This window comes from Rhizobium sp. BE258, assembly GCF_031457345.1.
Classification (GTDB): Bacteria; Pseudomonadota; Alphaproteobacteria; order Rhizobiales; family Rhizobiaceae; genus Rhizobium.
This window is the reverse complement of the sequence record NZ_JAVDWL010000003.1, coordinates 401,972-422,420: the sequence shown is the minus strand read 5'-3', so window position 1 is coordinate 422,420 and position 20,449 is coordinate 401,972. Positions and strand designations below refer to the sequence as shown.

The following is a 20,449-nucleotide window of genomic DNA, read 5'->3' as shown; positions in this document are numbered from 1 at the left end:
ATGCCGGCGTTATCGCAACGCCGGCAATTTTGCCTGCAGGCCGAGCGGCAGCCTACCGACGATGGCACGGCGCAACGGCAGCCAGCTCATACCGATCAGCAGCACGAAAATTCCGATAGTGACGAGCTCTGCGGACAGCAAGCCGTCCATCCGCATATTGCTGTACTGCAGAATTGCGCTGAGCGCGACACCCAATGAAAGCAGGCCCGACGTGACGAACGCACGGCGGTCGATGATCAGCCCAATCGCCATCATGACAAGGACGATAGCAACCACGACAGCCGGTCCGGTGTAGTTGTCGACATCATTCGTGGTCACGCCGAGCAGCAGGAAGCACAACAACACCGTTCCATAGAGAAGCGCCGGCGCAGTCGCGAGATGCATCCAGAAAGCAACGTCAGAACTGCGCGTCACCCGCTCGCGATCCCTGAGATCGAACGACATGGCAACGGCGAACATGAAAATCACGCAGACGAAGAAGATGCTGACGGTCTGATATCGTATGGAGCCTGTTGCATCGTGCCACCCGGCCGCAGGCGCCATGAAAGCCAAAACGCCTGCGAGGAACACGAGGAAGAGCGAGATCAAAAGCGCCGCGAGGGCTATTGGTACACGATAGCGCCAATGAAACAGCGCCAGTAGCGGTGGAAAAGGCACGAGCAACAGGAACGCGCCCAAAGACGGGTACGGGTGGATGTATCTCTGCTCCAGTCCGAGAGAGGGGTCCGTGGTCAATAGCATGACTGAAGCTCCTATCCAGAGCACCGTCGCGACGGTAAGCGCGACGGCTGGAAGCGCTAGCCTCTGGCGGCGAACAAATATTTCGGCAAAAATGATGATCGCAGGCAGGGTTGCATAGACGGAACCCACCCCGCCGAAGCCGAGAAGCGCAACGATGATGCCGATCGTGATCAGAATGTCATGAAACCCGCGAACGAACCTGGGCGCCTCGCTATCTTCCAGCGGGTTGGCGGCATCTCCTTGGCGTTTCGCCAGCAGTTGCTCTCCCCCCGCGGTCGGCTCGGCCGCTGCAAGTCTTTGGCCGAGATAGGAAAACAACGTCTGCGCCTGGGTTTCGGTGATGATGCCGTCTTCGGCTGCGCCCTGCAGCGCCGTCTCCAGATTGCTCATGAACATCCCGCATCGTTGAATACAGCCCATGAAGATCACAGGATCATTTCGCAATCAATAGGCGAAAAGCCCGGTGATCCTGTGCCTGACGGTCCCGTCTCCATGTCTGAAAAGACTTGCACTCCCGACACCTCACATGCCATCTGCGAAGGCAGGGACTGACGAGGCCTGCAATGAACAACCAGAAACTGAGCTATGAAGATTTCGCGCCGGGCCGCAGCTTTCCGCTTGGCCCGATCCCTGTCACATCAGAAGAGATCATCGAATTCGCCACCGAATTCGATCCACAGCCGATGCACACATCTGAAGCGGGCGGCAAGGCGAGCATCCTCGGCGGCCTTGCAGCCTCCGGCTGGCATACGTCGGCTTTGTTCATGCGGATGATGGCCGAGGGCTATCTCTTGAACTCCTATTCACAGGGCGCGCCCGGCATCGACATCATGGAATGGAAGAAGCCGGTGCTATCTGGCGATACGCTCTCAGGACGCTCGATCGTGCTCGAATCCCGCCTTATGCGCTCGCGGCCCGGCATCGGTATTGCGCGTTTCAAGCACGAGATCGAAAACCAGCGCGGTGAGCTCGTCTGCTATTCGGAGAACTGGATCATGTTCAGCACCCGCGAAGCGGCGGAGGCACGCACATGAGGATGACCGAGCTCTATGCCATTGGCCAGAAGGTCGAGATCGGCAGCTACACCTTCACCGAGGAGCGCATCGTCCACTTCGCCACCCGTTTCGATCCGCAGCGATTTCATGTCGACCGCGAGGCCGCCAAGGACACGCTGTTCGGCGATCTCTGCGCCTCCGGCTGGCACAATTGCGCCGCCTGGATGCGAACCTTCCTGGATTACTGGATGGCGCAAAGCGTCCGCCTGGCCAAGGAGGGGCTCGCTGCCCCGAAACTCGGCCCCTCGCCCGGTTTCGAAAATCTGCAATGGCTGAAGCCCGTCTTCGTCGACGAGACAGTCGCCTATTCGGTGACCTTCCTGTCCAGCCGCCCGCTGGCATCGCGCCCGGGCTGGCACCTGAACAAGATCCTCAACGAAGGCATCAATCAGGACGGGATCCCGGTGATCCGCTTCGAAAGCAGCGTCCTCGAATTCGAATAGGACAAGCCGGGCGTCAGTGCCCGGCAAACTCCACCAGCGTGTGAACGTCGACGCCGAGCTCTTCGAGCTTCTTGCGGCCGCCGAGGTCCGGCAGGTCGATGACGAAGCAGGCGCCGACGACTTCAGCGCCGATCTGACGCAACAGCTTCGTCGCGCCGACCGCCGTGCCCCCGGTCGCGATCAGGTCATCGACCAGGATAACCTTCTCGCCCGGCTGCACCGCATCGCGATGCATCTCCATTTCATCGACGCCATATTCCAGGCTATAGGCGATCCGCACCGTCTCGTGCGGCAGCTTGCCCTTCTTGCGGATCGGTACGAAGCCGGCGGACAGTTGGTGAGCCACGGCGCCGCCGAGAATGAAGCCGCGGGCTTCCATGCCGGCGATCTTGTCGACCTTCAGGCCGGCATAGGGCTGCACCAGCTCGTCGACGGCGCGGCGGAAGGCGCGCGGATTGCCGAGCAGCGTGGTGATGTCGCGAAAGATGATGCCGGGCTTCGGATAATCGGGGATGGAGCGGATGCTGGCAGCAAGTTCCGAGGCAATGTTGTTCATGGAAAATCCGTCTGTCTGCGAGGGCACAAAGAGGCTGCACCCTATCAATTGCCACTCCCGGAACCAACAAAAAAGGCGGCCCGGAGGCCGCCTTTTGCTTATTCGAAAGAGAACCGCTCAGTGGTCCTTGCTGGCATAGACCGAGCGCTTGGTCAGGTAGATGAGGCCCGAGAAGATCAGCAGGAAGATCATCACCATGAAGCCGGTGCGCTTGCGCTCTTCGAGATGCGGCTCGGCAGCCCACATCAGGAAGGCCGAAACGTCGCGCGAATACTGATCCACGGTCTGCGGCGAACCATCGTCATAGGTGACCTGGTCGTCGGAGAGCGGCTTCGGCATGGCGAAAGCGGCGGCGGCGTGGAAGTACGGGTTGTAGTGGGCACCAGCCGGAACCTGGAAGCCAGCCGGCGGATCCTGGTAGCCCGTCAGCAGCGAGTGGATGTAATCCGGGCCGCTTTCCTGGTACTGCGTGAAGATGTCGAAGACGAACTGCGGGAAACCGCGCTCGACTTCGCGTGCCTTGGCGAGCAGCGACATGTCTGGCGGGGCTGCGCCATTGTTGGAGGCCGCAGCCGCTTCCGGGTTCGGATATGGCGACGGGAAATGGTCGGACGGAACAGCCTTGCGGGTGAACATCTCACCGCTGGCGTCAGGGCCATCCTGCACTTCGTAGTTGGCCGCGAATGCCTTCACCTGCGCATCCGAGTAACCGAGGTTGCTCAGCATGCGGAACGGGACGAGGTTCATCGAGTGGCAGGCGGAACAGACTTCGGTATACACCTTCAGACCGCGCTGCAGCTGACCCTTGTCATAGTGACCGAAGGGACCAGCGAAGCTCCACTTTTCCTCGGTCGGCTCCTTCAGGGGATAATGAGGCGTCGCTTCCTCGTGATGAGCAGGCGCTGCGCCAGCCGCAGGCGCCGCGTCTTCGGCAAGAGCAGCACCGGCGAAGGTGGCTGCAATTGCGAGCGACAGAATGCTTGTAACAAGCTTTTTCATGTTTTTAATTCCTTCCGCCGCTCGGTTATGCCTTGGCCGCAGACTTGTTCTTCTTCTCGAGCACCGCTTCGGTGATCGAGTTCGGAACGCGCAGCGGTGTCTCGACAAGACCCAGCACCGGCATCGCCACCAGGAAGAAGGCGAAGTAGAGGAGGGTGCAAATCTGCGAGATGGTGGTGAAGAGACCTTCAGCCGGCTGTGAACCAAGCCAGCCGAGGATGATCGCGTTGATCACGAACAGCCAGTAGAACAGCTTGTACCAGGGACGGTAGACGGCCGAACGGACCTTCGAGGTATCGAGCCAGGGCAGGAAGAACAGCACGATGATCGCGCCGAACATCACCAGAACGCCGCCGAGCTTCGAGTCGATCGGGCCGACATTGAAGGTGATCGAGCGCAGCATCGCGTAGAACGGCAGGAAGTACCATTCCGGAACGATGTGAGCAGGCGTCTTCAACGGGTCAGCCGGGATGTAGTTGTCGGCGTGGCCGAGGAAGTTCGGCAGATAGAAGACGAAATAGGCGTAAACCAGCAGGAAGATCGAAACGCCGAGCGCATCCTTGAGGGTCGCGTAAGGTGTGAAACGGACGGTATCCGTCTTCGTCTTGACTTCGACGCCTGTCGGGTTCGTCTGGCCGGTCACGTGCAGCGCCCAGATGTGCAGGATAACAACACCTGCAATCATGAAGGGCAGCAGGTAGTGCAGCGAGAAGAAGCGGTTCAGCGTCGGCTGATCGACGGCAAAGCCGCCAAGCAGGAACTGCTGGATCCACTCGCCGACCAGCGGGAAGGCCGAGAAGAAGCCGGTGATAACGGTCGCGCCCCAGAAGGACATCTGACCCCAGGGCAGAACGTAGCCCATGAAGCCGGTTGCCATCATCAGGAGGTAGATGACGACGCCGAGGATCCAGAGGATTTCGCGCGGCGCCTTGTACGAACCGTAATAGAGGCCGCGGGCGATGTGCAGGTAAACCGCAACGAAGAAGAACGATGCGCCGTTGGCGTGCATGTAGCGCAGCAGCCAGCCGTGATTGACGTCACGCATGATCTTTTCAACCGAGTTGAAGGCGATCGACGTGTCGGCGGCGTAGTGCATGGCAAGCACGATGCCGGTCAGGATCTGAACGATCAGCATGACCGAAAGCATGGCACCGAAGGTATAGGCATAGTTCAGGTTACGCGGAACCGGGTATGCAACGAAGCTGTCGTAGATCATACGCGGCAGCGGAAGGCGCGCATCGATCCATTTTTCCAAGCCGGTTGATGGCTCGTAGCTGGAATGGCCACTCATGTATCAGTCTCCCCTCAACCGATCTTGATCTTAGTGTCGGACACGAACGAAAAGGTCGGAATAGCCAGGTTCTGCGGCGCAGGGCCTTTACGGATACGGCCGGCCGTATCGTAGACAGAACCATGGCAGGGACAGAACCAACCGTTGTATTCGCCGGCCTGGCCGAGCGGCACGCAACCGAGGTGGGTACAGGTACCAACCATGACGATCCAGTTTTCCTTGTCCTTGCCGGCGGAGCGATCGAGGTCAGTCGCCTGGGCATCGGGAGCAAGGTTGGCATTGCGCGCAACCGGGTCCTTGAGGTCGGCCAGCGGCGTATCCGCAGCAGCCTTGATCTCTTCCGGCGTACGATTGCGGATGAAGATCGGCTTGCCGCGCCACTTGACGGTCAGCGACATGCCGGGCGTCAGGCTCGTGACATCGACTTCGATCGAAGCCAGTGCCAGCGTCGATGCGTCCGGACGCATCTGATCGACGAACGGCCATGCAACCGCAACGGCGCCGACAGCACCCGCCATACCAGTGGTGAGATATAGGAAATCACGGCGAGTGGGCTCTGATGAAGCCCCGCTTGTCGTATCGTGTTCGCTCACGGCTAAACCATCCTCTGCGCAATTTTCGCGGAATTCCGCCCTGCCCCTCTCAGCGACGAATCTGTTGAAGACACAATTCGGCCACAGACTCCCCACCAATCCGGCGCGTTCTATGCTTGATCGCAAATTATGTCTACCCTTGACAAGGGGCTGACGGCACAATGTCGCGGGAAATTTCAGATGAAATTTTCAAGTCAATCCGCAGGCTTCGCGGGATTGGAGGGCGCTGGAGCCTCTGCTCTAGACCACCTTGGCCTCGCGTCCGCCCGTACCCTCGCCAGCGCCGTCATCGGAGGCGAGGAACCCGCCGGACTGCCGGGCCCAGAGTTCGGCGTAAAGCCCGCCCTTGGCAATCAGCGCCTCATGCGTGCCTTCCTCGATGATTCGCCCCTGATCGACGACGATCAGCCGGTCGAGCGCGGCGATGGTCGAGAGCCGGTGAGCGATCGCCAGCACCGTTTTGCCGTCCATGATGCGGTTGAGGTTCGACTGGATCGCCTCCTCGACTTCGGAATCGAGCGCCGAAGTGGCTTCGTCGAGCACCAGGATCGGCGCGTCCTTCAGCATCACGCGGGCAATCGCGATACGCTGACGCTGGCCGCCGGAGAGCTTGACGCCGCGCTCGCCGACATGGGCGTCGAAGCCCTTGCGGCCGTTCTGGTCCTGCAGCCTCTCGATGAAACCCATGGCTTCGGCGCGCTTCGCCGCCTCGATCAGCTTGCCCTCGCCGGCATCAGGACGGCCGAACAGAATGTTGTCGCGCACCGAGCGGTGCAGCAGCGACGTATCCTGACTGACGACACCGACCTGCATGCGCAGCGTCTCCTGGCGCACGGCGGCGATGTCTTGTCCATCGACGAGAATGCGGCCGCCCTCGACGTCGTACATCCTAAGCAGCAGGTTCACGAGCGTCGATTTTCCGGCACCTGAACGCCCGACGATACCGACCTTTTCGCCGGGTGCGACTGTCAGCGAGAAGTTGTCGATCACACCCTTGCTCTTGCCGTAGTGAAACGAAACGTTCTCGAAGCGGATGCTCGGTTCGCGGATGACGAGTTCGCGCGCGTCGGGCCGGTCGACAAGCCCGAGGGGCTGAGAAATCAGCTCCGCGGAATTCTGGATCGTGCCGAGGTTGCGCATAATGCCGTTGAACTGCGTCATTAACCGGCCCAGCAGGAAGTTCAGGCGCAGCACCAGCGCCAGCGAAAAGGCGACGGCGCCGGAGCTTATCAGTCCGCGCAGCCACAGATCGACGCTGAGCCCCGCCATGGTCACGATCATCAGGCCCGACAGCAGCGCCATCGAGGCGCGCACGCCGGTGATGAAGCGCGTGAAGCGCAGCACCGTTTCCTGATAGATGTCGAAGCCCTGCCGCATATAGCGGTCGCTTTCCTCGTCGCGGGCAAACAGCTTCAGCGTCTGGATGTTGCTGTAGGAATCCACCATGCGGCCGTTAAGCATCGACGCCGCCTCGGCGGTTTCGCGGGAGTGGAAGCGGATGCGCGGAACGAAATAGCGCGCCAGCACGCCAAAGGCGACGATCCAGAAAAACACCACGGCCGCGAGCGAGAAATCGAGCCGCGCAACCAGCACCAGCGTCGCAGCCGCATAGATGCCGACGAACCAGACACTTTCCATCAGCGACGTCACCAGATCGCCGACCGCCTGCCCCGCCGACCAGACCTTGGCAACGATACGGCCGGAAAAATCGCTTTCGAAGAACTGCAGCGACTGGCGCGACACATGCAGATAGGACTGCCAGCGGGCAAGATTGTAAAATCCCGGCGTGATCACCTGCTGATCGACCAGCGCGATCAGGAAGGCGACGACGAAGCGCACGATGCCGATCAGCGCCAGCATGCCGAAAAGCTCGGTGCCGTGATCGCCCAGCAATTTGCTCCAGCCGTCTCCGGGCTTGATGGTGCTCAGAATATCGACTAGACGGCCGACGAACCAGAAGAGCGCCGCCTCGATCGCCGCCGACATTCCGCCGAGCACGAGCATCGCAATGAAGGGCCATCGTGCCTGGCCGATGTAGAACCAGATGAAACCCAGCGTCGAACGCGGCGGCTGGATATTATCCCGCTGACGGAAGGGGTCGATCCAGGTTTCGAACAGGTTGAGAATGGGGCGCAGCAACATGAGTGCCGATATAGGCAAAAACCCCGGACCGGCAAAGAGTAACGGCGGCTGACACAACCTTATATTTTGGTAATATTCGATAATATCGGCGTGAGGCGTGTTGAATGCCGCTGACCTCGCCACAATCTCGGAGTACAATCGACGCTCAACGGAGACATCCAGGCATGGAAACGAAAATGCTGAGAGTGCATATTCCGCTTCCAATTGCGGAAAGGCTGATGGCCGCCGCCGAACATCTCGGGATCGAGCACGACGCGATCGTCAGCGAGGCCGTCGCCGTATGGCTGGAGCGCGAAGAGGAACGCCGCCTGCTCGACCTGCGCACGCTTGCCAGCGCCAACACCATGTTCATCGTCGAGACCCACCGCGTCCGCGACTGGGCGGATAGCCTTTAGCCGTCGCCCAGAATGTGCGGCAGGTCGCGCTTCCCGTGCAGGACGCGCAACACCGAAACCTCGGCGCTGGTCGCCAGATAGTACGCTCTCACATCTTCGAAATCCGCGACCGGCCAGGACCGCAACCCTGCCAACGCCGGGTTGTCGAAAAACTTGGGAGCGCCGGCCTGAGGATGATCCAGCAAATGCGTGAGCGAGTTCTCGACGGAGTGCAAAAATCGATTGGCAAGCGCCTCGCCGCCCTGCTCCGCGAAATACACGGCTTGCGCAAGAATATCGCGGCGCGCGGCAGGCTTGACGACGAGCTTCACCGCAGCTTCTTCTCCTGCCGCGTTGAGAGCAACTGCGCGGCCTCCTTTTTCAGATCGGCCCAGAACTCGGGCGTGACTTCCGACCCGTCACCTGATGCGAGACCTTCCAGAAGAAGCGCTTCCAGGCGAGCGTCGTTTTCGCGCGTCTGCGCGTCTCGAATAAGGCTGCGGAAATATTCACTGACATTGCCGTAACCCTTGCTTGCCATCTGGCTTTCGACAAAGGTTTTCAGGCTGTCAGGCAGTGAAATCGTCACGGTCGCCATCACGTTCTCCTTCGAAGAAAAGATAGCATGGTTTCTTAACTGTTCTCAACAGTTAAGAAACCCTCCCGGCTTCCGCCGAAAGGGCTCTCTCATTTTCACTCCGCCGCGGCGTCAGCTTCTTCCTCGTGATCGGCGAGGAAACCGCCGGACTGGCGGGTCCAGAGGTCGGCATAAATGCCGCCCTCTCCGACCAGTTCGCTATGCGAGCCGGACTCGATGATCTTGCCCTTGTCGAGCACGATCAGCCGGTCCATCTCGGTCAGCGTCGACAGGCGGTGGGCGATGGCGATCACCGTCTTGCCCTGCATCAGCGCGAAGAGGTTTTCCTGGATCGCCGCTTCCACTTCGGAATCGAGCGCCGAGGTTGCCTCGTCGAGCACCAGGATCGGCGCGTCCTTCAGGAAGACGCGGGCGATCGCGATGCGCTGGCGCTGGCCGCCCGACAGTTTCACGCCGCGCTCGCCGACCTGAGCATCCAGCCCCTTGCGGCCGTGCATGTCGGAAAGCCCTTCGATGAACTCCCAGGCATTCGCCCGCTTCGCCGCCTCGATCACCTCCGCGTCCGTCGCATCCGGACGGCCGTAGGCGATGTTGTCGCGGATCGAGCGGTGCAGCAGCGAGGTATCCTGCGTCACGACACCGATTAGCGCCCGCAGGCTTTCCTGCGACACGGCAGTGATATCCTGACCGTCGATGGTGATACGCCCTGCTTCCAGGTCATAGAACCGCAGCAGCAGGTTCATCAGCGTCGTCTTGCCGGCGCCCGAGCGGCCCACCAGGCCGACCTTCTCGCCGGCCTTGATGTCGAGCGACAGGTTCTCGATGACGCCCTTGCCCTTACCGTAGTGGAAGCCGATCCGCTCGTAGTGGATCGCGCCGCGCTTGGCCTGCAGCACCGGCGCACCCGGCAGATCGGTGATATCGTGGTTCTTCGTCATCATATCCATGCCGTCATAGACGGTACCGATATTCTCGAAGAGTGCCGACACTTCCCACATGATCCACTGCGACATGCCGTTGACACGCATCGCCAGGCCAATGGCGATGGCAATGGCGCCGACCGAGATCTCGCCGTTCAGCCAGAACCAGATCGACAGGCCCGAAATCACGAACAACGCGATGCAGTTGTTCATGTAGACCGACATGTGGAACAGCGTCACACGGCGCATCTGCGCATGCACCGTCTGCAGGAATTCGTCCATGCCTTCCTTGGCGTAGCTCTCCTCCCGCCCGGCATGCGAAAACAGCTTAACGGTCGCGATGTTCGTATAGCTGTCAACCACACGCCCCGTCATCATCGAGCGCGCATCGGCCTGCTGCTTGGCGATCCGGCGCAGCCTTGGCACGAAATAGGAGACGATGCCGACATAGACGCCGAGCCAGACGAGGATCGGGATCATCAGCCGCCAGTCAGCCGCAGCGATCACCACGATCATCGAGATGAAATAGGTGACGACATAGACGAAGACGTCGAGGATCTTCATCACCGTTTCGCGCACGGCCAGCGACGTCTGCATCACCTTGGTGGCAACGCGTCCGGCGAACTCGTTGGCGAAGAAGGTCATGCTGTGACGCAGCAGGAAGCGGTGCATCTGCCAGCGGGCGATCATCGGATAGTTGCCGAGCAGCACCTGATGCATGATCAGCGAGTCGATACCCGCTGCCAGCGGCAGGCCGATCAGGATCAGCGCGCCCATCCAGGCGAGCCTTTGCCACTCGTTCTGCATGAAGGTCGCCTTGTCGGCGTTGCCGAGCCAGTCGACGATATCGCCGAGGAACTGGAAAAGCGCCACTTCGCCGACAGCGATCAGCGCGGTGAGGACCGCCATGATCGCAAGCCAGGGTGCCGCCGGCTTCGTATAGTGCCAACAAAAGGCGAAAAGCCCCGTGGGAGGCGCCACAGGCTCCTCGCTGGGGAAGGGATTCAACCGCTGTTCGAACCAGCCAAACATGAAAATGCTCCGGAACCGTACCGTTCCGTCTCCCGGCCCGCGCAAATCCGCGCTTGAGCACATATGGGAACCGGACGTTCAAGGGGCGAGGCCACAACAGCCGCGCAATGGATCAATGGGGGATTTTGAGAAAGCTTTTGCGCGTCAGGAACGCGCCATCACCAGCGGTCGGATGACGGCCGGAAGGCGCGTGAGCAGCAAAATATTCATGTCGGCCTCCCTGCTGGCGTTTGAAGATGTGCACCGATAACGCGAAAATCGCCAAATTTCCAGCTGAAAATCGGCGGAAATTGAACATTTCAGGGTCAAAATGCGTCCTGTTGCGTTCAAAACACACATGTTCTAGGGCTGGCACGCCCTTCCCGGAGATAGCGATGACCGACCTCAGACTGGCGCTCTACCAGCCGGACATTCCCGGCAACACCGGCACGATCCTGAGACTGGCCGCCTGTCTCGGCTTTGCCGTCGATATCATAGAGCCAGCCGGCTTCGACATATCGGACCGCAATCTGAAGCGCTCCGGCATGGACTACATCTCATCGGCCGCCCTCACCCGCCATGTCAATTTCGACCGCTTCGAGGAATGGCGCGCAACCACAGGGCGCCGCCTGATCCTGGCATCGACCAAGGCTTCCAGCCCCTACACCAGCTTCACCTTCCGGCCCGATGACATCCTGCTCTTCGGCCGCGAAAGCGCCGGCGTACCCGATCACGTCCATGACAAGGCCGATGGGCGGCTCCTCATCCCGATGGTCGAGGGACAGCGCTCGATCAACGTCGCCGTCTCCGCCGCGATGATAACAGGAGAAGCGATGCGGCAGACGGTTTGGAGCTGAAGCTCCGGGCCGCTTCGGCGAAATCTTGGGGCGATATTGCCATCGCCGAGTAATGGCCAAGGAACCAGTTTCCCGAAAGCCGTAACGTGAGCCACCCCTGCTGGAGAATTTTCTGTTGTAGCAAATAGAAAACCTGATTTACTGCGGTTTCGCTGCTTGGCTTTGAGGGGGATCTTGCCGATGGAGTGGACCCGCAGAACTGTTTTGCATGGGGGCATGGCATTACTTGCAGCGGGCGCGGTTCAGCGCCCGGCATTTGCCGCCGCCGCCTCGTATTTTGCCGGAACCGCCGTGGATAACGGCATAACCTATCAAAGCACCAACTTCGCCAAGATCGACAGGCGCTGGCAGCGCCAGGTCGTCAAGTATTTTAGCACCGAGCCGATCGGCACCGTTGTTGTCGATACCCGGCACCATTTCCTCTACCTGATCATGGAAAACAAGACGGCGATCCGCTACGGCGTCGGCGTCGGCCGCGAGGGTTTCAAGTGGTTCGGACGCGCCACGATCGACCGCAAGGCGCTCTGGCCACGCTGGACGCCGCCGCCGGAGATGCGCAAGCGCCATCCGGAACTGCCGGAATTCGTGGCCGGCGGCTCGCCGAAGAACCCGCTCGGGCCACGTGCCATGTATCTGCTGCGTGATGGCGTCGATACCGGTTACCGTTTCCATGGCACGCTTGAGCCCTGGAGCATCGGCAAGGACGCCTCGAGCGGCTGCATCCGCATGTTCAACGAGGATGCGATCGACCTCTATCAGCGCTGCCCGATCGGCACCGCGGTGCAGGTCCTGCCGCATATTGCCGATCAGGCAGAGCCTGCAGCCCAGGTCAGCCAGACAACCCCGGTCGAATGAGGAAATCACCAGATGCCTTTCAAGACCGGATTTGCCGGCCGTCTCGCCGCCACAGCCATGCTGATGGCCCTTGCCTCCTGCACCACGAGCAATATTGCGTCGGTGGAGGAACCCGCGCCAACGCCGATGACAGGCAAGACCAATGACCCCGCCCCCGGCTTCGAGACGGTCGCGGCGGGCAGCGAGGAGGACTTCATCCTCAATGTCGGCCGCCGCATCTATTTCACCCAGGATTCCGCCACGCTCGATTCCGTTGCGATGGCAACGCTGGACAGCCAGGCCGCCTGGCTGAGCCGCAACCCAGCATGGCTGATCAAGCTGCAGGGTTTTGCCGATGATTCCGGCTCCGAATCCAAGATGCAGACGCTGTCGCAGAAGCGCGCCGATGCCGCGATGGCCTACCTCGTCTCGAAGGGCGTCGATGCCAAGCGGATGTGGGCCAAGGGCTACGGCAAGGACCGCGAGGTTCGCGACTGCACGGATCGCTCCTGCAAGGTGCAGAACCGCCGCGTCGTGACCAATTTGCGCAAGGAACCGGACGCCGTCTGACCGGATTGGCGGCGCGCTTTCTCCAGGCGCCGCCGCCTCTCCTGATGTCGAGGAAAATCGCGTGCACTGGTCCAAACCCCTAAGGCTGCATCTCGGCGTCCTCGTCGTCGCATCGCTGCTCTGTACCTCGACGCCAATCATCTGGCTGGCCTTCAGCCATGGCCGCGAGGCGGCTGTCAGCGCCGGCGTGCAGCAGATGCGCGAAATGAGCCTGCGGCTGATCGAGGGCTACCGCAACACGCTGCAGGGCGGCACCGAGGCGGTCGCCCTCGCCTCGACCTTGCCGCAGCTCGCCTCCCCGCCGCCGCAGGATCTGCAGGCAAAGCAGGAATTTCTGATCGAGGCCCTGCGCAACATTCCGAATGCCACCAGCATCTACACCGGCTACCCCGACGGCTCCTATGTGCAGGTCATCAACACCAGCAGGCGCGATGTGCGCCAAACCCTTGCGGCGCCCGATGGCACCGCCTTCGCGATCAGAACCATCGCCGAGCGGCAAAGCGCCGACGTCATTTCGACGCTCCGTTTTCTCGACAGTCAGGCAAGACCGCTCGGCGAGAAGAACATCGACTACGCCTCCTTCGATCCGCGCCAGCGCCCATGGTATCAATCCGCCGTTCGCGATGGCCAGGCGATCTCGATCGGCCCCTATGTCGCCGGAACGCTTCAGGTCCCGACGCTGACCGTCGCCGCACCGATGCGCGACAACGCCAAGGTCGTCGTCGGCATCAATATCCACCTGCAAACCGTCGGCCGCCTGCTCGATGCGCAGGGTATCGCGCCGCGCGCACGCGCCTATATCATCGACGATGCGGACGATCTGGTTGCCCATTCCGACCCTGCCATCATGCAGAGGCTGCTCGACATCTGGTCGAAAAGCACGGGCCCGGCCGATACGACCGCCAACAGCTTCGACAGCAGCCTCGAAACCGTGGCACGGCTGCGCCACGACCCGGCCTTTGCCAATGGCGGCCTGGCGCGCATCGAGCTCGACGGCGAAAGACACCTGCTGCAGATCGCCCCGGTCAGCGTCTCCGGCCTGTTCAAGGGCGATGTCGTCGCCATCGTCGTGCCGCTGGAGGATCTGGTGGCACAGGCCAACCGGCTGCTGATCCACAATCTCCTGATCGCCGCGGGGTTCCTGATCGCCGGTGTCGCGGCATCGGTGATCCTGTCGCGCATCGTCAGCCGCTCGCTGAACAAGCTTGCCGACGAGGCGCGGCGGATCGGCGATCTCGATGTCGGCGAGAAGGCGGCCTCGCATTCCTGGATCTCGGAGATCAACACGCTGGCGACGGCGCTGGCCGCAAGCCGCCACGCCATCCGCCAGTTTGCGCTCTATGTGCCGCGCGAAGTGGTCCGGCGGATCGTCGGTTCCGAAGACCGCACGATGGTCAAGGCGAGACGGCAGGAGGTCACCGTCCTCTTCACCGATATCCGTGACTTCACCACCATATCCGAGCAGCACTCGCCCGAGGACGTCGTCGATATACTCTCGGCCTATTTCGAGCTCTTGAACACCATCGCCGAGCGCCATGGCGGCACCGTCGTCCAGTATCTCGGCGACTCCATCTTCGTCATGTGGAATGCCCCTGTCGAAGATTTGAGACATGCCGAAAACGGCTGCCGTTGCGCGCTCGCCATGAAGGCGGCGATCGATGCGATGAACGAAACCAATGCCGGAAACGGCCTGCCGGAACTCTTTACCCGTTTCGGCCTGCACACCGGCCCCGCCGTCGTCGGCAGCTTCGGCGCCATCTCGCGGCAGCAATACACGGCCATGGGCGATACGATCAACGTCGCCTCGCGGCTGGAAGGGCTCAACAAGCAGTTCAACACCTCGATCCTGCTGAGCGCGGCAACACGCGATGCCGTTGCCGGGCAGTTCGAAATGCGCCCGCTCGGTCTGGTGCAGGTCAAGGGGCGCGCCGAGAAGGTGGATATATGGGAGCTTGCTGGGGTAGGTAGCGAGGAAAACATCGACGAACGGAAAGTCGCCGGATGATGTAGTAGCCGCTTCGCGCCAGAGCGGCGGCGTATTGCTTTGCGGACGAATTGCGATAATACGAATTCACTCACCACGGACCCGGTGAAACTCCGGGTGGCTCTTCTGGCCGCCGATCCGCCAGACCACGCAAAACCTGCATGCCAATCAACCGGCCGCTCGTAAGAGCGCGCTCGTCATGCTTTGCGAGAACTTATCACATGCAATTTTCTTCCGTCCGCAGGGATTGGTCCGCCAATCCCAGGCGCGAAATGCTCGCTGGAGCAGTCGCGACATTCGCTTTGATCCCTGAGGTCATCGCTTTCTCCTTCGTCGCCGGTGTCGATCCTCAGGTCGGCCTGTTCGCGTCCTTTGTCATCGGCATCGTCATTGCCTTCACGGGCGGCCGTCCGGCGATGATATCGGCTGCGGCAGGGTCGGTCGCCCTCGTCGCGGCACCGCTGGTTCATGCGCACGGACTTCAATATCTCTTCGCCGCCGGATTGCTCGCGGGGCTGTTTCAGATCGCCTTCGGCATTCTGCGCCTCGGCGTCCTGATGCGCTATGTCTCGAAATCCGTACGAACGGGCTTCGTCAATGCGCTGGCGATCCTGATCTTCGCTGCTCAGCTGCCGCATATCGTCGATGGAGACTGGCTGGCTTACTGCATGTTGGCAGCGGGTCTGGCGGTCATCTACATCGCGCCAAGGGTGACCACAGCCATCCCCTCTCCGCTGATTTGCATTCTCATCCTGACGGTCGCTGCGATCTCGTTCAACCTTCCGGTGATGAGGATTGCCGATCTCGGCAAACTTCCTGATTCCCTCCCGGTCTTCGGCTGGCCCGCCGTCCCGATCACGCTCGAAACGCTGACGATCATCGCCGGACCGGCGCTGGCCATTGCCATGGTCGGACTGCTGGAATCGATGATGACGGCGAGCGTCGTTGACGATCTGACCGGAACGCCGAGCTCGAAGAACAGGGAATGCACCGGCCTCGGCATCGCCAACATGGCGTCCAGCCTGTTCGGTGGAATCGCCGGATGCGGCATGATCGGCCAGGCGGTGAGCAACGTGAAATACGGCGGCCGCGGCCGGCTTTCCACTCTCTTCGCCGGCGCGTTGCTGCTCGTGCTGATGGTGCTGCTGAAGCCTTGGGTCTCTCAGGTTCCGGTCGCCGCACTCGTTGCCATCATGGTCATGGTGTCTATCGATACCTTCGACTGGTCGTCGTTGAAGACGATGGTCGTTCACCCGAAAATGTCGAGCGCCGTCATGCTCGTAACTGTTCTCGTCACGGTGTTCAGCGCCAACCTGGCTCTGGGCGTCACCGTCGGCGTCCTGCTGAGCGGCGTGTTCTTCATGTTCAAGGTGGCCCGTCTCCTGCAAGTGAAAACGGAGATCGACGCCGATGCGGGTCAGGTCAGATATCTGGTGTCGGGTCAGGTATTCTTTGCATCGGCCGACGTCTTCATCGACGCATTCGACATCGAACAGTCCAAGGGCATGGACGTGACGATCGACGTTTCACAGGCGCATTTCTGGGACATCACGGCAGTCGCCGCACTCGATCGGGTCGTAGACCGTTTCAATACCCATGGCATCGCATCCCGTGTCTTGGGATTGAATGATGCCAGTGCGACTCTGATCCGAAGCCTCGATGGCTCAACGAAGCTTGAAGAAATCTGACCGCACCTCGGCAACGGGATCGATGACGGCAGGCCGTCGTCATCGATCGTTTGCTTAAGGGAAGCCCTACCCCAACGCGCTCTGCGCCGCGCAGATCCGGTCGATCAGCGCATCGAACTCGCCCTTCGGCGGGCGGTTCTTCGCCAGACGCTGCTTCAGATGTAGGATCGGTTCCGCCAGGATGTCGTCGAGGTTCTCGGCACAGGTGAAATCGCCCGCCACGCGCTTGACCTTCGAATTGTCGAAGATGGCGGTCCAGGCCTTGTCGCCGACCAGCGGACCGACCCAGTCCGGATTGTACTTGATCAGCGTGTCGGTCGGGACATGGACGATCTTGGCCTCGACGCCGAGCAGCCGCGCGATCGCTTTCTGAATGTCGTTCCAGATATGCGCGCGGTCGGAAGTGATGTGGAAGATCTCACCGAGCGCCGCCTGCTTGCCGAACAGTCCGGCAAAGGGAACGGCGAAATCGACGGAACGCGTCAGGGTCCAGGGCGTGTGGCCATCGCCGGCGACGATCGTCGGCTCGCCATCCAGCATGCGCCTCGCCATGATATCGCTCTCGCCCATCATGATCGGCAGGCCGGTACGGACGGTATGGCTGGGCCGGACGATCGTCCAAGCGAGATTGCTGGATTTCTTCAGCAGTTCCTCGCAGGCGATCTTCGCCTGGCTGTAGGGCCAGTAGGGATTGATGGCAGGCGTGTTTTCGGTGATCACATAATGGCGCGCCGGCTTTTCATAGACAGAGGCCGACGAGATGAAGATGTATTGGCCGCAATGGCCCGAAAATATCTCGATGTCACGGGCGATCTGATCCGGCGTGAAGGCGATGAACTGGCAGACGACGTCGTAGTTGGCCTTGGCGAGATCGGCATAGGCTGCCGATCCGAGTTCGCCGGTGATCGAGGTCACGCCGGCAGGCAGCGGATCGCCTCTCAGCCCGCGGTTGAAGACGCTGACATGGTGTCCCTGAGCAACCGCGCGCTCGACGCAGGGATAAGAGATCTGGCCGGTACCGCCGATGAAAAGCACGTTCAAAGCCATGGAAGAGACCTCGGTATGTGATGGGCAGGATCTGTGGTTGCTTTTCATAGCGCGAATGGGCCTGATCGTCTCCCGCAAATCCTAGGGGCGCGCCGCGGCCGGAAAGCGGTGCCAAGATACAAGCCGATGTCGGAACCCTGGCTGTCCGGACGTCTTCAAGACAGACATGTTCTGGAGGAAACGATGACGATCACCATCACCGCCTTTGAATGCTCGCCCGATCGCGGCCGCGGAATGGCCCGCGACATGCGCGTTCGCTGGGCACTCGAAGAAGTCCAGCAACCCTATGAGGTCCGTCTCGTGTCCTTCGAGGCGATGAAGCAACCCGCCCATCTGGCGCTCCAGCCTTTCGGGCAAATCCCGACCTACGAAGACGGCGACCTGGCGATCTTCGAGTCCGGCGCCATCATCCTCCATATCTCCGAACAATTCCCCGGCCTGCTGCCCGCGGATCAGAACGGCCGCGCTCGCGCCATCGCCTGGCTGTTTGCCGCCGTCAGCACCATCGAGCCGCCGATTGTCGAACGGGAAGCGACAGGCTTTCTGGAGCGCAACGAGAGCTGGTACGAACAACGCCTCCCCCTCCTCACCGGCCGCATCCGCAAGCGGCTGGCCGAACTGTCACGACGCCTCGGCACTGCCGACTGGCTGGACGGCGATTTCAGCGCCGGTGACCTGCAGATGATCTCGGTGCTTCAGCGGCTCAAAAGCTCCAATCTGCTCGATGAATTCCCGAACCTAGCGGCCTATGTCGCACGCGGCGAGGCACGGCCAGCCTACAAGCGCGCGTTCGATGCACAGTTGGCGGTTTTTCTGGCCTCCTCGCAGAGCTGACCAAGGCCCTTCGAACCCGAAATCATCTGCGGCATCCGGTAGCATTCGCCGCCGGATGCCATTGATTTCCAGCGGCTCTGCCGTAGATGACGGCACATCCCTGCAATATGTCGCAAACGGCGTTGTGTTGCTGCCAAATCGGCCTATTATTGTTAGCCGGGCAAACAAAAATCCGTCACTGCGCAGCAATTTCAACGAATTGGCAATGACGTGATTCTAATATGCACAGCATTGCAAACGCCAACCAAGAAGAAGACTGCTGATAATGGAATCCACGATCGTCATGATAAACCTGTTCGGTGCCGTAGCCTTGCTGCTATTCGGCCTGGCGCAGGTCAAAGATGGCGTGTCGCGGGCCTTCGGCGCCAAGCTCCGGACAGGGCTTGCGACCGGCACGCGCAGCGGTCTGCGCTCCTTCTTCTCCGGTTTCGTCGCTACCGTCGCATTGCAGAGCTCGACGGCCACCGCGTTGATGGTCGCCTCCTTCGTCGAGCGTGAGCTGGTCAAGCCGCGCATGGCGCAGATCGTGCTGCTCGGCGCCAATGTCGGCACCGCCGTCACCGCCTGGATCGTCGCCACCGGCATCGAATGGCTCTCGCCGCTGGTGATCCTTGCCGGCATCGTGCTTTATCGCAGCGGTTCCACCTCCCGACAGGGCGGCGGCACGGCGCTGATCGGCATCGGCCTGATGCTCCTGTCGCTGCATCTGCTGAGCAGCGCTACCGAACCGATGCGCCAGTCGCCGGCACTCGCGGCCTTCGTCGGCCTGCTCGACAATGCCTGGCCGGTGGCGCTCGCCTTCTCGGCGGGCATTGCCTTCATCTCCTCGTCCAGTCTGGCCGCCGTCGTGCTGATCCTGTCGCTGGCATCGACAGGCATCCTCTCTGCGGATCTGGTGATCATCCTGGTGCTCGGCGCCAATCTCGGCGGCGCCATTCCGCCGGTTGTCGCCTCGCTCTCCGGCCCGGCTTCGGCCAAACGGGTGACATTGGGCAATCTGATCGTGCGCGCCATCGGCTGTCTCATCGCCCTGCCGCTCGCCGGTTACGGGGCGGAACTTCTGGAGCTTCTTCCGCTGGCGCCTGCAAAGCTGCCCGTCGATGCCCATCTCGGCTTCAACCTGATGCTTGCCGCCGTCGCCTGGCCCTTCTCGCGCCTGCTGTCGAAGCTGATGCTGCGCCTGGTGCCGGAAGAAGCGCAGCCCGACAACGCCCCGAAATATCTGGATCAGGGCGAACTCTCGACCCCGGTCGTGGCTCTCGCCAGTGCCACGCGCGAAACGCTGGGCGTCGGCGATCTCATCGAGCGCATGCTGATGCGCGCCTCCGATGCCTTCGAGAAGGACGATCTTGCCAAGCTCAAGGAAATTCCCTCGCTCGAAAAGCGCGTCGACAGCCTGCAGCAGGAAGTGAAGATCTATCTCTCCAAGCTCGGCCGCGAAGGCCTCAGCGAGGAAAACGGACGCCGCTCGATCGTCATCATCGACTATGCGATCAACCTCGAACATATCGGCGATATCATCGAGAAGGGTCTGCTGCCGCAGGTCACCAAGAAGGCTTCGCTCGGCCTGAAATTCTCTGAGGACGGCTATGAGGAGCTGAAGAAGCTCTTCCACCTGACGATCGACAATCTTCGCATCGCCCAGACGATCTTCGTCACCCGCGATTTCAAACTCGCCAAGCAGATGATGGAAGTGAAGGTCGAGGTCCGCAGGATGGAGAAGCAGTCCTCCGAGCGCCATCTGGAGCGCCTGCGCGACGGCCGCGCCGACAGCCTGCAGACCAGCTCGCTGCATCTCGACATGCTGCGCGACCTGAAGCGCATCAACGCCCATATCGTCTCGGTCGCCCATCCGATCATGGACGAACACGGCCTCCTCATCGAAAGCCGCCTCAAGGACGCTGCGGAATAG

The 20,449-nt window shown here is 61.2% G+C and carries 21 protein-coding genes and 1 other annotated feature; of the genes, 10 read left to right on the top strand and 11 right to left on the bottom strand.

Features of this window, described 5'->3' with window-relative positions:
* Positions 1 to 9: 9 nt before the first annotated feature.
* Positions 10 to 1,161 (bottom strand): hypothetical protein, encoded by a 1,152-nt coding sequence (locus J2X43_RS12565; RefSeq protein ID WP_310294905.1) that lies wholly within the window; start codon positions 1,159 to 1,161, stop codon positions 10 to 12.
* A gap of 143 nt (positions 1,162 to 1,304) precedes the next feature.
* On the opposite strand from J2X43_RS12565, the gene J2X43_RS12560 reads away from it, so the two are divergent.
* A complete protein-coding gene (locus J2X43_RS12560; protein ID WP_310294374.1) occupies positions 1,305 to 1,775 on the top strand; it encodes a MaoC family dehydratase in 471 nt (156 codons plus the stop codon).
* Complete coding sequence (locus J2X43_RS12555; RefSeq protein WP_310294372.1) at positions 1,772 to 2,239, top strand: MaoC family dehydratase; 468 nt, start codon at positions 1,772 to 1,774, stop codon at positions 2,237 to 2,239. Before J2X43_RS12560 ends, J2X43_RS12555 begins: the two co-directional genes overlap by 4 nt.
* 13 nt (positions 2,240 to 2,252) lie before the next feature.
* Here the strand turns inward: J2X43_RS12555 and J2X43_RS12550 are convergent, their stop codons facing one another.
* From J2X43_RS12550 to J2X43_RS12530, 5 genes are all read right to left on the bottom strand, one after another.
* The gene (locus J2X43_RS12550) at positions 2,253 to 2,795 is read right to left on the bottom strand and encodes an adenine phosphoribosyltransferase (RefSeq protein WP_310294370.1); all 543 of its coding nucleotides are present in this window, start codon (positions 2,793 to 2,795) and stop codon (positions 2,253 to 2,255) included.
* A 117-nt stretch (positions 2,796 to 2,912) separates the two neighbouring features.
* Positions 2,913 to 3,794, bottom strand: a complete 882-nt coding sequence (locus tag J2X43_RS12545) for a cytochrome c1 (protein WP_112386257.1) — start codon at positions 3,792 to 3,794, stop codon at positions 2,913 to 2,915.
* A 25-nt stretch (positions 3,795 to 3,819) separates the two neighbouring features.
* The gene (locus tag J2X43_RS12540) at positions 3,820 to 5,085 is read right to left on the bottom strand and encodes a cytochrome b N-terminal domain-containing protein (RefSeq protein WP_112386256.1); all 1,266 of its coding nucleotides are present in this window, start codon (positions 5,083 to 5,085) and stop codon (positions 3,820 to 3,822) included.
* Between the two features lie 14 nt (positions 5,086 to 5,099).
* Positions 5,100 to 5,678, bottom strand: a complete 579-nt coding sequence (petA, locus tag J2X43_RS12535) for a ubiquinol-cytochrome c reductase iron-sulfur subunit (RefSeq protein ID WP_112515740.1) — start codon at positions 5,676 to 5,678, stop codon at positions 5,100 to 5,102.
* A 240-nt stretch (positions 5,679 to 5,918) separates the two neighbouring features.
* Positions 5,919 to 7,820, bottom strand: a complete 1,902-nt coding sequence (locus J2X43_RS12530; protein ID WP_310294366.1) for an ABC transporter ATP-binding protein — start codon at positions 7,818 to 7,820, stop codon at positions 5,919 to 5,921.
* 164 nt (positions 7,821 to 7,984) lie between these two features.
* Here J2X43_RS12530 and J2X43_RS12525 point away from each other — a divergent pair, with 164 nt between their 5' ends.
* Positions 7,985 to 8,215 carry a CopG family transcriptional regulator gene (locus tag J2X43_RS12525; RefSeq protein ID WP_310294365.1) on the top strand — a complete coding sequence of 77 codons (231 nt, stop codon included), beginning with the start codon at positions 7,985 to 7,987 and terminating at the stop codon, positions 8,213 to 8,215.
* Here J2X43_RS12525 and J2X43_RS12520 read toward each other — a convergent pair.
* From J2X43_RS12520 to J2X43_RS12505, 4 genes are all read right to left on the bottom strand, one after another.
* Entirely contained in the window at positions 8,212 to 8,526 is a 315-nt protein-coding gene (locus J2X43_RS12520) for a type II toxin-antitoxin system RelE/ParE family toxin (RefSeq protein ID WP_310294363.1), read from the bottom strand. The two genes, J2X43_RS12525 and J2X43_RS12520, sit on opposite strands and share 4 nt — an antisense overlap.
* The gene (locus J2X43_RS12515; protein ID WP_310294361.1) at positions 8,523 to 8,792 is read right to left on the bottom strand and encodes a type II toxin-antitoxin system ParD family antitoxin; all 270 of its coding nucleotides are present in this window, start codon (positions 8,790 to 8,792) and stop codon (positions 8,523 to 8,525) included. Before J2X43_RS12515 ends, J2X43_RS12520 begins: the two co-directional genes overlap by 4 nt.
* A gap of 95 nt (positions 8,793 to 8,887) precedes the next feature.
* The gene (locus tag J2X43_RS12510; protein ID WP_112386250.1) at positions 8,888 to 10,744 is read right to left on the bottom strand and encodes an ABC transporter ATP-binding protein; all 1,857 of its coding nucleotides are present in this window, start codon (positions 10,742 to 10,744) and stop codon (positions 8,888 to 8,890) included.
* Positions 10,745 to 10,856: 112 nt separating this feature from the next.
* Positions 10,857 to 11,099, bottom strand: coding sequence for a hypothetical protein (locus J2X43_RS12505; protein ID WP_310294359.1), 243 nt, complete (start codon positions 11,097 to 11,099; stop codon positions 10,857 to 10,859).
* 19 nt (positions 11,100 to 11,118) lie between these two features.
* Between J2X43_RS12505 and J2X43_RS12500 the strand changes: the two genes are divergently transcribed.
* From J2X43_RS12500 to J2X43_RS12480, 5 genes are all read left to right on the top strand, one after another.
* Positions 11,119 to 11,580: a tRNA (cytidine(34)-2'-O)-methyltransferase gene (locus tag J2X43_RS12500; RefSeq protein WP_310294358.1), complete on the top strand. Its 462-nt coding sequence runs from the start codon at positions 11,119 to 11,121 to the stop codon at positions 11,578 to 11,580.
* A gap of 180 nt (positions 11,581 to 11,760) precedes the next feature.
* Entirely contained in the window at positions 11,761 to 12,435 is a 675-nt protein-coding gene (locus tag J2X43_RS12495) for a L,D-transpeptidase (protein WP_310294356.1), read from the top strand.
* A 12-nt stretch (positions 12,436 to 12,447) separates the two neighbouring features.
* A complete protein-coding gene (locus J2X43_RS12490; protein WP_310294355.1) occupies positions 12,448 to 12,984 on the top strand; it encodes an OmpA family protein in 537 nt (178 codons plus the stop codon).
* 61 nt (positions 12,985 to 13,045) lie between these two features.
* A complete protein-coding gene (locus tag J2X43_RS12485; RefSeq protein ID WP_310294354.1) occupies positions 13,046 to 14,989 on the top strand; it encodes an adenylate/guanylate cyclase domain-containing protein in 1,944 nt (647 codons plus the stop codon).
* A gap of 74 nt (positions 14,990 to 15,063) precedes the next feature.
* Positions 15,064 to 15,119, top strand: a sequence feature (sul1 is cis-regulatory element that is thought to sense ions involved in sulfur or methionine metabolism; They are found in Alphaproteobacteria).
* Between the two features lie 70 nt (positions 15,120 to 15,189).
* Complete coding sequence (locus J2X43_RS12480) at positions 15,190 to 16,656, top strand: SulP family inorganic anion transporter (protein WP_310294353.1); 1,467 nt, start codon at positions 15,190 to 15,192, stop codon at positions 16,654 to 16,656.
* Between the two features lie 66 nt (positions 16,657 to 16,722).
* Here J2X43_RS12480 and J2X43_RS12475 read toward each other — a convergent pair whose 3' ends face one another.
* Positions 16,723 to 17,703 carry an SDR family oxidoreductase gene (locus J2X43_RS12475; protein ID WP_310294352.1) on the bottom strand — a complete coding sequence of 327 codons (981 nt, stop codon included), beginning with the start codon at positions 17,701 to 17,703 and terminating at the stop codon, positions 16,723 to 16,725.
* A gap of 183 nt (positions 17,704 to 17,886) precedes the next feature.
* Between J2X43_RS12475 and J2X43_RS12470 the strand changes: the two genes are divergently transcribed.
* Both J2X43_RS12470 and J2X43_RS12465 read left to right on the top strand, forming a co-directional pair.
* Positions 17,887 to 18,537, top strand: a complete 651-nt coding sequence (locus J2X43_RS12470; protein WP_310294351.1) for a glutathione S-transferase family protein — start codon at positions 17,887 to 17,889, stop codon at positions 18,535 to 18,537.
* Positions 18,538 to 18,802: 265 nt separating this feature from the next.
* A complete protein-coding gene (locus tag J2X43_RS12465; RefSeq protein WP_112386243.1) occupies positions 18,803 to 20,449 on the top strand; it encodes a Na/Pi cotransporter family protein in 1,647 nt (548 codons plus the stop codon).